This is a genomic window from Rhizobium sp. 05N49 (assembly GCF_056396805.1).
This window is the reverse complement of the sequence record NZ_JBFTME010000006.1, coordinates 215,996-228,602: the sequence shown is the minus strand read 5'-3', so window position 1 is coordinate 228,602 and position 12,607 is coordinate 215,996. Positions and strand designations below refer to the sequence as shown.

General features: G+C 61.1%; 12 protein-coding genes. 4 read left to right on the top strand and 8 right to left on the bottom strand.

Annotation, left to right across the window (positions count from 1 at the left end; genetic code table 11):
* Positions 1-31 precede the first annotated feature (31 nt).
* The 4 genes from AC1DF8_RS14750 to AC1DF8_RS14735 form a co-directional block, all read right to left on the bottom strand.
* Entirely contained in the window at positions 32-1,660 is a 1,629-nt protein-coding gene (locus tag AC1DF8_RS14750) for a CTP synthase (RefSeq protein WP_112547657.1), read from the bottom strand.
* Between the two features lie 143 nt (positions 1,661-1,803).
* Positions 1,804-2,349 (bottom strand): preprotein translocase subunit SecG, encoded by a 546-nt coding sequence (gene secG / locus AC1DF8_RS14745; RefSeq protein WP_112968145.1) that lies wholly within the window; start codon positions 2,347-2,349, stop codon positions 1,804-1,806.
* Positions 2,350-2,457: 108 nt separating this feature from the next.
* Positions 2,458-3,228, bottom strand: a complete 771-nt coding sequence (gene tpiA, locus AC1DF8_RS14740) for a triose-phosphate isomerase (RefSeq protein ID WP_112547659.1) — start codon at positions 3,226-3,228, stop codon at positions 2,458-2,460.
* A 125-nt stretch (positions 3,229-3,353) separates the two neighbouring features.
* Positions 3,354-4,238, bottom strand: a complete 885-nt coding sequence (locus AC1DF8_RS14735; protein ID WP_478154013.1) for an alpha/beta hydrolase — start codon at positions 4,236-4,238, stop codon at positions 3,354-3,356.
* 205 nt (positions 4,239-4,443) lie between these two features.
* Here AC1DF8_RS14735 and parE point away from each other — a divergent pair, with 205 nt between their 5' ends.
* From parE to AC1DF8_RS14720, 3 genes are all read left to right on the top strand, one after another.
* Positions 4,444-6,516, top strand: coding sequence for a DNA topoisomerase IV subunit B (gene parE, locus AC1DF8_RS14730; protein WP_478154012.1), 2,073 nt, complete (start codon positions 4,444-4,446; stop codon positions 6,514-6,516).
* 143 nt (positions 6,517-6,659) lie between these two features.
* Entirely contained in the window at positions 6,660-7,796 is a 1,137-nt protein-coding gene (locus AC1DF8_RS14725; RefSeq protein WP_112968147.1) for an esterase-like activity of phytase family protein, read from the top strand.
* 117 nt (positions 7,797-7,913) lie between these two features.
* Entirely contained in the window at positions 7,914-9,098 is a 1,185-nt protein-coding gene (locus tag AC1DF8_RS14720; protein ID WP_112547663.1) for an AI-2E family transporter, read from the top strand.
* 21 nt (positions 9,099-9,119) lie between these two features.
* On the opposite strand, the gene AC1DF8_RS14715 is transcribed toward AC1DF8_RS14720, so the two are convergent.
* Positions 9,120-9,581 carry a GNAT family N-acetyltransferase gene (locus AC1DF8_RS14715; RefSeq protein WP_478154011.1) on the bottom strand — a complete coding sequence of 154 codons (462 nt, stop codon included), beginning with the start codon at positions 9,579-9,581 and terminating at the stop codon, positions 9,120-9,122.
* Between the two features lie 127 nt (positions 9,582-9,708).
* Here AC1DF8_RS14715 and AC1DF8_RS14710 point away from each other — a divergent pair, with 127 nt between their 5' ends.
* The gene (locus tag AC1DF8_RS14710; RefSeq protein WP_113015879.1) at positions 9,709-10,116 is read left to right on the top strand and encodes a hypothetical protein; all 408 of its coding nucleotides are present in this window, start codon (positions 9,709-9,711) and stop codon (positions 10,114-10,116) included.
* Here AC1DF8_RS14710 and AC1DF8_RS14705 read toward each other — a convergent pair.
* From AC1DF8_RS14705 to AC1DF8_RS14695, 3 genes are all read right to left on the bottom strand, one after another.
* Positions 10,113-11,243 carry a DUF2336 domain-containing protein gene (locus AC1DF8_RS14705; RefSeq protein ID WP_478154010.1) on the bottom strand — a complete coding sequence of 377 codons (1,131 nt, stop codon included), beginning with the start codon at positions 11,241-11,243 and terminating at the stop codon, positions 10,113-10,115. The genes AC1DF8_RS14710 and AC1DF8_RS14705 overlap by 4 nt on opposite strands.
* Before the next feature lie 124 nt (positions 11,244-11,367).
* Entirely contained in the window at positions 11,368-11,970 is a 603-nt protein-coding gene (locus AC1DF8_RS14700; RefSeq protein WP_478154009.1) for a flavin reductase family protein, read from the bottom strand.
* The gene (locus tag AC1DF8_RS14695; protein ID WP_478154008.1) at positions 11,970-12,554 is read right to left on the bottom strand and encodes a nitroreductase family protein; all 585 of its coding nucleotides are present in this window, start codon (positions 12,552-12,554) and stop codon (positions 11,970-11,972) included. The genes AC1DF8_RS14700 and AC1DF8_RS14695 overlap by 1 nt, the downstream gene beginning before the upstream one ends.
* Positions 12,555-12,607 lie beyond the last annotated feature (53 nt).

Here is a 12,607-nt window from a genome sequence, read left to right as displayed (position 1 = left end):
GGAGCGGCTGGAATTGTGTAACAGCGAAGAATTAGACCAATCGGCTCTGTTCCGTCGCCGCTTCGATGAAGCTTGCAAAGAGCGGATGCGGATCGAGCGGGCGGGACTTCAGTTCCGGGTGGTACTGAACGCCGATGAACCAGGGGTGGTCGGGATATTCGATCGTCTCCGGCAGGACACCGTCAGGCGACATGCCTGAGAAGACGAGGCCGCAGTTTTCCAGCCGGTCCTTGTAGTCGATATTGACTTCGTAGCGATGGCGGTGACGCTCGGAAATATCGGTCGAGCCGTAGATATCCGAAATCTTCGTGCCCTTCTTCAGGGACGCCTTGTAGGCGCCGAGACGCATCGTGCCGCCGAGATCGCCCGCTGCCGTGCGCTTCTGCAACTCGTTGCCCTTCACCCATTCCGTCATCAGACCGACAACCGGCTCCGGCGTCGGGCCGAATTCGGTCGAGGAGGCGTTCGAGACATCGGCGAGGTTGCGCGCAGCCTCGATGACGGCCATCTGCATGCCGAAGCAGATGCCGAAATACGGCACCTTGCGCTCGCGGGCAAAACGCGCCGCATGGATCTTGCCTTCCGAACCGCGCTCGCCGAAGCCGCCCGGTACCAGAATGCCGTGCACCTTCTCGAGATACGGTGCCGGATCTTCCTTTTCGAAGACCTCCGACTCGATCCATTCGAGCTTGACCTTGACGCGGTTGGCGATGCCACCGTGATGCAGCGCTTCGATCAGCGACTTATAGGCATCCTTGAGGCCGGTATATTTGCCGACGATCGCGATCGTGACTTCGCCTTCCGGCGTGCGGATGCGGTTGCAGACCTCTTCCCACTGGTCGAGGCGCGGCTTTGGCGCCGGCTCGATGCCGAAGGCGGCAAGCACTTCGTCGTCGAGGCCTTCCTTGTGATAGGCCATCGGCACGTCGTAGATATTGGCAACGTCGAGCGCCTGGATGACGGCGGAAGGGCGCACGTTGCAGAACAGTGACAGCTTGCGGCGTTCGGCTTCCGGGATTTCCCGGTCGGCGCGCACCAGCAGGATGTCGGGATGAATGCCGAGCGCCTGCAGTTCCTTGACGGAATGCTGTGTCGGCTTGGTCTTCAGCTCGCCCGCTGCCGGAATGTACGGCATCAGTGTCAGGTGGACGTAGATTGCGGTGCCGCGCGGCAGGTCGTTGCCGAGCTGGCGGATCGCTTCCATGAAGGGCATCGCCTCGATATCGCCGACCGTGCCACCGATTTCGCAGATGACGAAATCATAGTCGTCATTGCCTTCGATGACGAAATCCTTGATCTCGTTGGTGACGTGCGGGATGACCTGAACGGTCGCGCCGAGATAATCACCGCGGCGTTCCTTGTCGATGATGTTCTTGTAGATGCGGCCGGTGGTGATGTTGTCGGTCTTGGTCGCCGAGCGTCCGGTAAAACGCTCGTAGTGGCCAAGATCGAGGTCGGTTTCCGCGCCGTCGTCGGTGACGAAGACTTCGCCGTGCTGGGTCGGGCTCATAGTGCCCGGATCCACGTTCAGATAGGGGTCAAGTTTGCGAAGCCGGACCCGATAACCACGGGCCTGCAACAACGCTCCGAGAGCCGCGGCCGCAATTCCTTTTCCGAGGGAAGAAACCACGCCGCCAGTGATGAATACGTATCGCGCCATGGGAGCCACCGGATACCTTTTCAAAAACGATTCCACCAGCCCAAAAATTCTTTTCCAGAACTTTTGGTGCGTGGCGCAGGAATCTGAACAAAAGAAAACCGGCAGACCCGAGGGCCTGCCGGCGGTTTATTTTCTGGACCGGCTTATTGTCCCGTGGGGACGCCGGAAGGCTGTGCCGGCGCGGTCGCGGCGGGAGCCTCAGGCTGGGCCGGAGCCGTCGTCGTCGGAGCAGCCGGAGCGGTCGCCGCAGGGGCGCTCGCAGCCGGTGCCTGAGTTGCAGGCGCCTGCGCTGCAGGAGCTTGCGTTGCCGGGGCAGCCGGTGCCGGAGCCGCAGCGCCGCCATTCGGAATGCCGCTGTTATCGGCAGGCTGGGCCGGAGCCGGCGTGTTGCCACCGCCGAGCGAATCGAGAATGCCGTTGCCCTGCCCGCTCGTTGCCGGAATGCGATTGAGAATATCGGTCGGGCGGCTTTCGTAACGGGTCAGGATGCCGAGGCCGAGCGAAGTAAGGAAAAACAGCGTCGCCAGGATCGCCGTCGTGCGCGTCAGCGCATTGGCCGTGCCACGCGCCGACATGAAGCCCGATCCGCCGCCGATACCGAGACCGCCGCCTTCGGAGCGCTGGATGAGCACGACGCCGACGAGCGCGAGCACGATCATGAGATGGATGACAATCAATACGGTCTGCATGGGTCCAGTCCTGCCCGTCTGAGGACGGACATAAATTAAAAATCTGGCGGCTCTTTACATGAGGTCATCAGCTATTCCAAGCCCTTCGGCCAGGAATATGCAATCGACTCAGGCGAGCAGCGCCTCGTATGTGCCGTAGATGGCGAGGAAGTCGGTGGCTTTCAAGCTCGCGCCGCCGATCAGCGCACCATCGACATTGTCGACGGCAAGCAGTTCGCGGGCATTGCCGGGCTTGACCGAGCCGCCGTAGAGAATGCGCATGCCCTTGCCCTCATCACCGAAGCGGTGGACGAGTTCGGAGCGGATGAAGGCATGGGCGATTTCCACGTCCTTTGCCGTCGGTGTCAGCCCGGTGCCGATCGCCCAGACGGGCTCATAGGCAATGACGGTATTGTCAGCAGTTGCTTCCCCCGGCAGCGAGCCGGAAAGCTGGCGCTTGAGAATGTCGAGCGTCTGATAGGCGTCGCGCTCTTCGCCGGTCTCGCCGACGCAGACGATCGCCGTCAGGTCTGCCTGATAGGCGGCTTGCGCCTTGCCGCGGATCATATGGTCGGTCTCGGCATGGTCGATGCGCCGTTCCGAATGGCCAACGATCACGTAAGTGCCGAAGCAATCGGCGATCATGTCGGCCGAAATATCGCCAGTATGTGCGCCGGACTGGGCCTGATGGCAATCCTGTCCGCCGATCGCAAGTGGGCTGTCGGTCGCAAGCGCGGTCGAGACGTAAAGCAGTGTCGCCGGCGGGCAGATCAGCGTTTCGACCTTGTCGGACAAGGGAACCATGACGCCCTGGGCAATCGCCTTGATCTGGTCCAATGAATCGCGCGTGCCGTTCATCTTCCAGTTCCCCGCCACGAGCGGGCGTACGTCAGGTGTCATGCTGCTCTCCCAAAATCCGCATATCCGGCGGCCTTAGCAAAAGCTTAGCTCAAAGGAAAGCGCCTGGGGTGGCCTCGGCGAAATATGATGGCCTGAAAGCCCTATGTGACCTGGAATCTGCCCGCTCAGGACGCCAGAACCCAGTTCAGCACTCTGCGCCAGTCGATCATGCGGATCGGCGTCCCATGATTGCCATTCTGGAAGAGCGTGAAATGCGTCGGGTATTTTGCCTTGTGGAGCTTTTCGTACAGCGCCTGCTGGTCGGTGGCGGCATAGACAGGGTCACGGCTGCCATGGGCAAACCACAGCGGCAGCTTGGCCTTGTAGAATGGGCTTTTCGCAAAATCCGGGTCCGAGACGCCGCTCATGATCAGCATGCCCTTCAGCCGTTTGACGCTCTCGGCGTCACGGGTGATGCCCCAGCAGATCTGGCTGCCCATCGAGGCGCAGCTGAGGATGACCGGGCGGCCGGGAGACTGTGCGTTTGCATAGCGGATGAGCCCGGCAATGGCGGTCACGCCAGTGGCGTCGAAGGTTTTGACCGTCGGCGAATAGTAGACGCCGCCATTGCCCGCCGTAAGGTTCTTCAGCCGGTTGAAATTGCCGCCGAAGGAATAGTCGTTGGCGCCGAGGCGCCGGTCGCCGTCGCGGCCGTGTATGAAGATGACCGTGAAGGCGGCATTCTCAGCCGGTCCCACCCTGGTGACATCGAGTCTGATGCCGTCGAGCGACAGCGTTTCGTCCGCCTGCAGTTTCTTGATGCCGAGCGAGACATATTTCTGCTGTACCCGCTTTTGAGGGATCTGGTCGCGCCCATTAATGTCGCGCATCTCGTCGTAATCGATCACTTCCGATGCGCCGTCATCGCCCGTCTGCAGCACTTTCTGCGTCGAAAACAGATCGTCCTTGTAGGGCGGCAACGTCTCGGCCGAGGTGGTCGTGACAGCCACGGACAGGAAAAAGGCCGCAATTGCAGTGATTATGGTGCAATGACTTGTGGACATCGGCATGCAGATGGTTCCCAAAGAGCTGCCGCGACTTGCCATTCGGCGCCCGGCAACGCAAATCACATCTTGAAAAGCTCCGCAAATCCGGGGCGCGTCGCGTATCGGGGCGCTTTCTGTCAGAATTCCCCTGATTCGCAAACGCGATACGGACCGCGACTATTGTGGGCCAGCGGCGGCCCTTCACGAGAATGAAGATCTGAACGGTTCCATGGAAGACAGCAACGACCTCTTTTCCGGAATGCCCCTTACGCAAAAGCAGGAGGAGGCTGCAAAGCCTGCGGCACCTGCCGAACGGCCCGCCGCGGCTGCGGCACCCGCTGCCGCGCGCCCTGCCCCGGCAACGTCGAGCGGCGATGATTATGGCGCCTCATCGATCCGTGTTCTGGAAGGTCTGGAACCGGTGCGCATGCGCCCCGGCATGTATATCGGCGGTACCGACGAAAAGGCACTGCACCACCTCTTTGCCGAAGTCATCGACAACTCGATGGACGAAGCGGTGGCCGGCCACGCCGATTTCATCGACGTGCATCTCGATATTCAGGGTTATCTGACTGTCACCGACAACGGCCGCGGCATTCCGGTCGAGAACCATCCGCAGGTTCCCGGCAAGTCGACGCTCGAAGTCATCATGACCAAGCTTCATGCCGGCGGTAAGTTCGACGGCAAGGCCTATGAGACCTCCGGCGGTCTGCACGGCGTCGGCGTCTCCGTCGTCAATGCACTGTCGGATGTTCTCGAAGTCGAAGTCGCTCGCAACCGCAAGCTCTACCGCCAGCGCTTCTCGCGCGGCGTGCCGCAGGGCGGCATCGAGGAACTGGGTGATGTGCACAATCGCCGCGGCACCAAGGTTCGCTTCCACCCCGACCCGCAGATCTTCGGCGACCACGCGAAGTTCGATGCGGGCCGAGTCTTCCGCATGGCCCGGTCGAAAGCCTATCTCTTCGGCGGCGTCGAGATCCGCTGGAGCTGCGATCCGGGCGTGCTGCCCGAAGGCTCCGACGTGCCTGACAAGGCCGTCTTCCACTTCCCCGGCGGCCTGAAGGATTACCTGCAGGCGACGATGGGCAAGGAATTCACCGTCACCCGCGAAATCTTCGCTGGCAAGAGCGAAAAGGTTGCCGGCCACGGTGCGCTGGAATGGGCGATCACTTGGTATGGCGGCGATCCGCAGGTTCACTCCTATTGCAACACCATTCCGACACCCGAAGGTGGCACGCATGAGGCGGGTCTGCGCATCGCGCTGACCAAGGGCCTGAAGAGCTATGCCGAACTGACGCAGAACAAGCGCGCTGCACAGATCACCACCGACGACGTGATGATTTCGGCCGTCGGCATGCTCTCAGTCTTCATCCGCGAACCGGAATTTGTCGGCCAGACGAAGGATCGACTGGCGACGGTCGAAGCCCAGCGCCTTGTCGAAAACACTCTGCGCGACCCGTTCGATCACTATCTCGCCGATAATCCGGGTGAAGCCGAGAAGCTTCTCGACTGGGTGATCGAGCGAGCCGAAGAGCGCCTGCGCCGCCGCAAGGAGAAGGAAGTCAACCGCAAGACCGCGGTTCGCAAACTGCGCCTGCCCGGCAAACTTGCCGATTGCTCGCAGAACACCGCCGAAGGCGCCGAACTTTTTCTGGTCGAGGGTGACTCGGCAGGTGGCTCCGCCAAGCAGGCGCGCAATCGCGCCAATCAGGCGATCCTGCCGCTGCGCGGCAAGATCCTCAACGTTGCCAGCGCCGGCCGCGAGAAGCTCGGAGCCAACCAGCAGATCTCCGATCTCGTCCAGGCGCTCGGCTGCGGCACGCGCTCGAAATATCGCGAAGAGGATCTTCGCTACGAACGCATCATCGTCATGACCGATGCCGACGTCGACGGCGCGCATATCGCTTCGCTGCTCATCACCTTCTTCTATCAGGAGATGCCGGAGCTTGTGCGCGGCGGTCATCTCTTCCTCGCCGTGCCGCCGCTCTACAAGATCACGCAGGGCGCAAAATCTGCCTATGCCCGTGATGATGAGCATCGCGCCGAACTCATGGAGACGGAATTCAAGGGCAAGGCCAAGATCGAGATCAGCCGCTTCAAAGGTCTCGGCGAAATGCTGCCCGCCCAGCTCAAGGAAACCACCATGGACCCGTCTAAGCGCACGCTTCTGCGCGTGCTGATCGACGAGGTGGATTTCGAAGGCACGCGCAATGCCGTCGACGACCTGATGGGGACAAAGGCCGAGGCACGCTTCCGTTTCATCCAGGAACGTGCAGCTTTCGCCGAAGACCTCGATATTTAAGCCTTGGCGAATTCATAGAACTGACGAAGAACCGTTACGCTTCCGTCAAAATACCGGCGCAATAGAACGGCCGGCGCTCTGCCCTCCCGAGAGGTCACTGCAGCGCCGGCCCTCTTGTTTCAACCCTTTGCCGGATATTTGCCATGACCAAGCGTTTTCTCGCGACTGCCGCTTTCGTTTTCCTGTCCAGCACCGCTTCCGTTTTCGCAACCGATATTGGCGCGACCGTCGAGACCGCCTGCCCCTTCGGCGATTGCGCCGCTGCGATCTCCCTTTCCTATCTCGGTGAATTCGTCATCCCGACCGGTCAGATGGAAAACGGCGTTGAATTCGGCGGCATTTCCGGCCTCGATTTCGATGCCGCCACTGGCCATTACATTGCCATCAGCGACGATCGCTCCGAAAAGGCCCCGGCCCGCTTCTACGATCTTGATATCGATGTCGGCGCCGCCGGCCTGAAGGGCGTCACCGTCGTCAAGCATGTCACCCTCCAGGACAAGAACGGCCAGCCTTTTGCCTCGCGCACCGTCGATCCTGAATCCATCCGCTTCGGCAAGGACGGCATTTACTGGGGTAGCGAAGGCGACGCTAAGGCGCTGATCGCCCCCTTCGTGCGCGTCACCTCTCCTGATGGCGCCTTCGTGCGCGAGTTCAAGTTGCCCGACGGTTTTGCACCGACCGCCGACAAGTCGACCGGCATCCGCGACAATCTCGCTTTCGAGGATATCGCAGTGTCTCCATCCGGTGATGTCTTCGTCGGCGTAGAGGCAGCCCTCTATCAGGACGGCCCGAATCCCAGCCTGACGACAGGCAGCCTGTCGCGCATTATCCGCTATGACGGCGCAACCGGGGAGCCGAAGACTCAGTATGTCTATCCGGTCTCGCCAATCCCGCAGGCCGCCACGAAGGCCGACGGCGGCAACGACAACGGCATGTCGGAAATGATTGCGCTCGATGATCACCGCCTGCTTGCCGTCGAGCGCAGCTATGCCCAGGGCTTCGGCAACAACGTCAAGCTTTTCATGATGGATCTCGACGGCGCGACCGATGTCTCCGCCATCGCCTCGCTTGCCAAGAACGACCAGCGCGTCGTCCCGGCCCGCAAAAGCCAGGTGCTGGATCTGCGCGCCATCGGCCTGACGCCCGACAACATCGAGGCCATGGCAATCGGCAAGGCGAAGGACGGTACTGATGTCCTGATCCTCGGTTCGGACAATAATTTCTCGACCGGCCAGAAGAGTCAGTTCTACGCCTTCAAGATCAACCACCGCCCTCAATAATATCGAGGCGATCGGAAGCTGAAAACAGCCACGCTTTGTATACGCTTTATCCGGGCGGACCTTGAAACCGCCCGGTTCATAGCCCATAAACTAGGACAACAATAAAAAGAGGCGCGCGTGGGTGTGTTTGACCGTCAGAAAACCAATACGGAGCCGCGATGGCTGGGGCCATCGGCGACGATACGTACGCCGCTGATACCCTCCATTTCGGCTGCCCGCTGGCTGCTCGTGCTCGTTGCCGCAGCCGGCGTCTACTTCTTCTACGGCTTCGTGGTGCCGGTGCTTGCGGCCCTCGTCATCGGCTTTGCGAGCTGGCCGCTTTACCGCAAGCTCCTCGCCCGCGTGGGCGGCAATACGACCATTGCCGCGACCATCGCAATCATCCTTATTCTCACCTTCCTCGTCATTCCGATCGGCCTTGCCGTTGCCTACACGACCGGTGAAGTGCGCACCTGGGTTGCCTGGGCGATTCACGCCAACCGCTTCGGGGCGGAAACGCCGCAATGGATCATCGCGCTGCCGTTCGCCGGGCCCTATCTCGATGAGCTCTGGACGAAATATATCGGCAGCCCCGGCGCCATGGGTGAACTCATCCAGGCCGTCAGCGGCGCTCATATCGGCAACATTTACCGCGCGGTTCTGGCGGCGGGCGGCGGCGCCTTCCACCTGCTCCTGACGCTGCTGTTCATGCTGATTGCGCTCTTCTTCGTCTATCGCGACGGCTTCTCCTTCTCAAAGCAGATCGACATGCTGGGCGAGCGCATCCTGCCGAACCGCTGGGAGCGTATTTCCCGCGTCGTGCCTGCCACGATCAGTTCAACCGTCATGGGCATGACGCTGATTGCCATCGGCGAAGGCATCGTGCTCGGCGTCGCCTATTGGATCGCCGGCGTGCCCTCTCCGGTCACGCTTGGCGTGCTGACCGGCGTCATGGCGCTGATCCCGGGTGGCGCGCCGCTCTCCTTCACGCTGGTATCCGTCTATCTGCTCGCCAGCGGTTCGCATGTCGCCGGTATCGGCCTCTTCGTCTGGGGCACGGTCGAACTCTTCATCGTCGACAAGACGCTACGCCCGAAGCTCGTCGGCGGACCGATCAAGCTGCCGTTCCTGCCGACTTTCTTCGGCCTGGTCGGTGGCGTGAAGACGATGGGCTTCCTTGGCCTTTTCATCGGCCCGGTGCTGATGGCGCTCCTGGTCGCTATCTGGCGGGAATGGATACATGAGGTCCGCACCGCCGATACAGGCCCGCAGATCCTCCTCGACGAGCAGGCCCCCCCGGTGCAACGCGCCGCCGAGGGCTGATTTCCCTGTCAGCGAAGGTCGTCAGACAGTCAGCCGTTTTTCCATGAAAAGGCTGAGCGGATCTGGCTGATAGGGGCCGAAGGGCTCGATTTCGATGTATCCGTATTTCTTGAAGAGGCCGATCGCCTCGGGCTGGTAGATGCCGGTTTCCAGACGCACTGCCATAAGCCCTTTCTCCAAGCCAATTTCCTCCAATCGGTCCATCAGCCGGCTTGCGACCTTCAGGCCCCGCGCTTGCGGGTCGACGAACATGCGCTTGATCTCGGCCGTGCCGTCGCCCGCCTCGACCAGCGCGCAGCAGCCCACGATCTCGTCGTCGTTGCGCGCCACGAGGAAGCTCACCGACGGCTGTTCAAGGGTGGAGATATCGACGAGATGGTTGCTGTCGGGTGGATAGAGCGACTGCGCATAGGCGTCGGAGAGATCGAGAAGGCGGATCACGCCATCCTGGCGCGGCGGTTCAAGAGCGATGGTGACGGGCATTTTCTCTCCTATTGCGACGAAGGGCGCGAATTTTCCCGGATGACGGGGAGTTAACGTCGCTGCCTTCATTCCGTTGGAATTGTGCTGTCGAAGGTGATGACACGCTCAATAGCCATGGAGGCAATATATGCAAGCCGTCCTCATCGCCATGACGATCCTCGGTTGCGACGATTCCGTCAGCCAATGCAATTATGTGGCCACGGTGGACAAGCACTGGGAAACCGTCGTCGCCTGCGATGCCGAGGCTGAACAACGGCTGAAAAACTACGCCAATGCCAGCTATCCGACGGTCATTGCGGTCTGCGAGGCGCCGAAATCGCTTGCCGCTGCCGAACCGGCCAAGCCGGCACCATCCGCTCCAACAGCGCCCGAGGTCGCCGAACAACAGGATGGTATTGGGGCTTTCGTGGACAATATCGCCGGGCGTGTTCGCGCCAATCTGCCTTCCGGCCAGGATGTGAAGAATACCCTGGCGAAGCCATTGCATTTCGTCTCAGCGAGCTATTCCTGGGCCGCTGCTCGCTTTACCGACTAGGCAGCAGCCAGCGACGCATAGACACGGGCCGAACGGCGCTGCTCGGCCACATGCAGCTTCTCCACCATATCGAGCAGCTCGCCGACGGTATCATGCTGCCCCACCCGGCCGTGGAATTTCTGAAGCAGACGTCCGCAGATACTGCCGAGCAGCGAGGTCGATGTCTTGCGGGAAGCCTCACGCCACAGGAACGTCGCTTCCACGAAGATGATGCTGATATCCCGCGGCAGACCTGCCGATTCATAGAGCGCGCGCACGGCATGCATGCGGCCGGTGGCAAGAATTGCCCGTACGCGCCGGTCGCTGCAGCCGGACAGATTGACGATGGCGCAGGCGAAGAACTCCACCTTGCCGCAGCAGAGGGCGTGCATGAGGAAGGACGGCGTCAGACGGTCGTTCAGGCGAAGATGTTCGACCAGATCAGGCACTTCGATGGGCGCGATATCGCCGGCAATGGAAACGATTGCCGCTTCGGTCGCTTCACGGCTGATGCGCTGCAGCCTTTGCAGGCCGATTGCCGCCTGCGCCAGCGGCAGGCCGACCAGCGCATTGCTGACATGCTGTGTCAGAAGCTGGCGGGCATCTGCCGGCAGGTCGATGCGGTCGAGAAGCAGGTTTCTGATGTCGCTGACATCGCCAAGCCGTTCGGCAATCCGTTTCAGGGACTGGGTGGAAATCGTGGCGCCATCGTTTTCCAGGAGGCAGAGAACTTCGTCCTCATCGCCAACCTCGGCAAGTGCTGCGGAAACCGGGCGCGTCACATGGGCGCGTGCCGCAATCAGCATCCGTGTCGTGCCACTGCCGCGTGCTGCGAGATCGACGAGATCGGCGTCGGTCAGGATGGGCGAGCAGGTGACCGCATGGCAGGCGATCTCCGGCTGGTCTTCGGCGAGCGAAAGAATGATGTTGCGCGGTGCATGCGGCGCCCAGGCGATCGCTTCGGCGAGCGCTAAGCGCACACGCGGCGACGGATCGTCGAGCAGATAGGTCATTGCCTTCTCAGCCGCGTCGCGCCGCTCGTCCGACATTTCGCATCTGAGGTAGACGCGTCCGAGGGCATTTGCAGCGGCCGCCCTGTCGGCGGTCTTGGCCGTTTCAGCCCAACGAAGAAATGCCTCTATGATCACGACGACGCCCCAGCACTGAACGCGATTCCTTCGCGTCTCATTCAATACAGCGACGGTAGCCTGAAAAAGTTTATGATTGGTTCACCATATTTGTTAGGGTTTGCGCGGCCTTACGTAGAAACCGTCAGACCTTCGGCCTGAACATCTCGAAGACCTCGCTTCCTTCGCAATAGTCCATATAGCCCATGCGCGCGACCGGGCGCGCCAGCGCCTCATCGAACCGGCCATTGCTGATGATAGCCTCATCGATATGGATGCCGACGACCTGCCCGAAGACGAAGACATTCTCGGTCGGCTCACCGGATAGCGTCTTCGGCTCGATGATCTCGGTCACCTTGCATTCCAGCACGGCAAAGGCCCCAGCCACATAGGGCGCATCGATCAGTTCGGCCTGCTTCGGTGTCAACCCTGCGAATTCGAATTCGCTCGTACCGTAGGGTAGTGCTGCCGAGGAAAGGTTCATCTTCTCCGCCAGATTACGGCTGACGAAATTGCACGTGAAAACACCGGTCTCCCTGGCATTTCGCTGGCTGTGCTTGTGCCCAATCGACGAAAACATCACCAGCTTCGGCTTGTCGGCTACCGCGTTGAAGAAGGAATAGGGCGCAAGATTGAGCGTCCCGTCCCTGCCCTTGCTGCCGATCCAGCCGATCGGGCGTGGTGCCACGATCGCCTTGAAGGGATCTTGCGCCAGCCCGTGCCGATTGGTGTCCGTCGTATAGAACATCAGTCTTCCCCGCCGACCCAGGTCACCGTTTCGGTCAGTTCAGGGCGCGGACGCTCGACGGGCGGAAAGGTCGTCGAGCCGATATGGATGAAGCCGGCAACCTTTTCTCCCGGCTGAACGCCGAGCAGTGGATAGGCGCGCTCGTCGAAGGCGAACCATTCCGTCAGCCAGTTGGCGACATAGCCGTGCGCATTGGCGGCCAGGATGACATTGAGGCATAGCGCGCCCGCCGACATGATCTGTTCCCATTCCGGGATCTTGAAGTGCGGGCCAGCCTTGCTGACGATGCCGACAATGACGGGCGCACGGGTAAAGCGCGTACGCTCCACCTGGATCATTTCCTCGGAGAGATCGGGTTTTGCTTCGAGGGCGAGCTTCAGCAGTTCTTCGCCAAGCCGCGCGCGTTCCTCGCCGCGATAGACGATGAAGCGCCAGGGGGCGAGCTTGCCGTGATCGGGAACGCGTGATGCAAGGCGCAGGATTTCTTCGATTTCCGGCTTCTCCGGTCCAGGTTCGCACATCTGGAACGCGGGGATGGAGCGGCGCACGGAGAGGTAATCGATCAGTTTGATATCGGATTTCATGCGGGGGAAACTCTCATTTGTATGCAGAGGGAGGCCGGAGGTCTTGAATTTGC

Excerpts from the sequence above, each read along its gene's own strand:
- AC1DF8_RS14750 (WP_112547657.1), bottom strand. The coding sequence starts at position 1,660 with ATGGCGCGATACGTATTCATCACTGGCGGCGTGGTTTCTTCCCTCGGA.
- secG (WP_112968145.1), bottom strand. The coding sequence starts at position 2,349 with ATGCAGACCGTATTGATTGTCATCCATCTCATGATCGTGCTCGCGCTC.
- tpiA (WP_112547659.1), bottom strand. The coding sequence starts at position 3,228 with ATGACACCTGACGTACGCCCGCTCGTGGCGGGGAACTGGAAGATGAAC.
- AC1DF8_RS14735 (WP_478154013.1), bottom strand. The coding sequence starts at position 4,238 with ATGCCGATGTCCACAAGTCATTGCACCATAATCACTGCAATTGCGGCC.
- parE (WP_478154012.1), top strand. The coding sequence starts at position 4,444 with ATGGAAGACAGCAACGACCTCTTTTCCGGAATGCCCCTTACGCAAAAG.
- AC1DF8_RS14725 (WP_112968147.1), top strand. The coding sequence starts at position 6,660 with ATGACCAAGCGTTTTCTCGCGACTGCCGCTTTCGTTTTCCTGTCCAGC.
- AC1DF8_RS14715 (WP_478154011.1), bottom strand. The coding sequence starts at position 9,581 with ATGCCCGTCACCATCGCTCTTGAACCGCCGCGCCAGGATGGCGTGATC.
- AC1DF8_RS14710 (WP_113015879.1), top strand. The coding sequence starts at position 9,709 with ATGCAAGCCGTCCTCATCGCCATGACGATCCTCGGTTGCGACGATTCC.
- AC1DF8_RS14700 (WP_478154009.1), bottom strand. The coding sequence starts at position 11,970 with ATGTTCTATACGACGGACACCAATCGGCACGGGCTGGCGCAAGATCCC.
- AC1DF8_RS14695 (WP_478154008.1), bottom strand. The coding sequence starts at position 12,554 with ATGAAATCCGATATCAAACTGATCGATTACCTCTCCGTGCGCCGCTCC.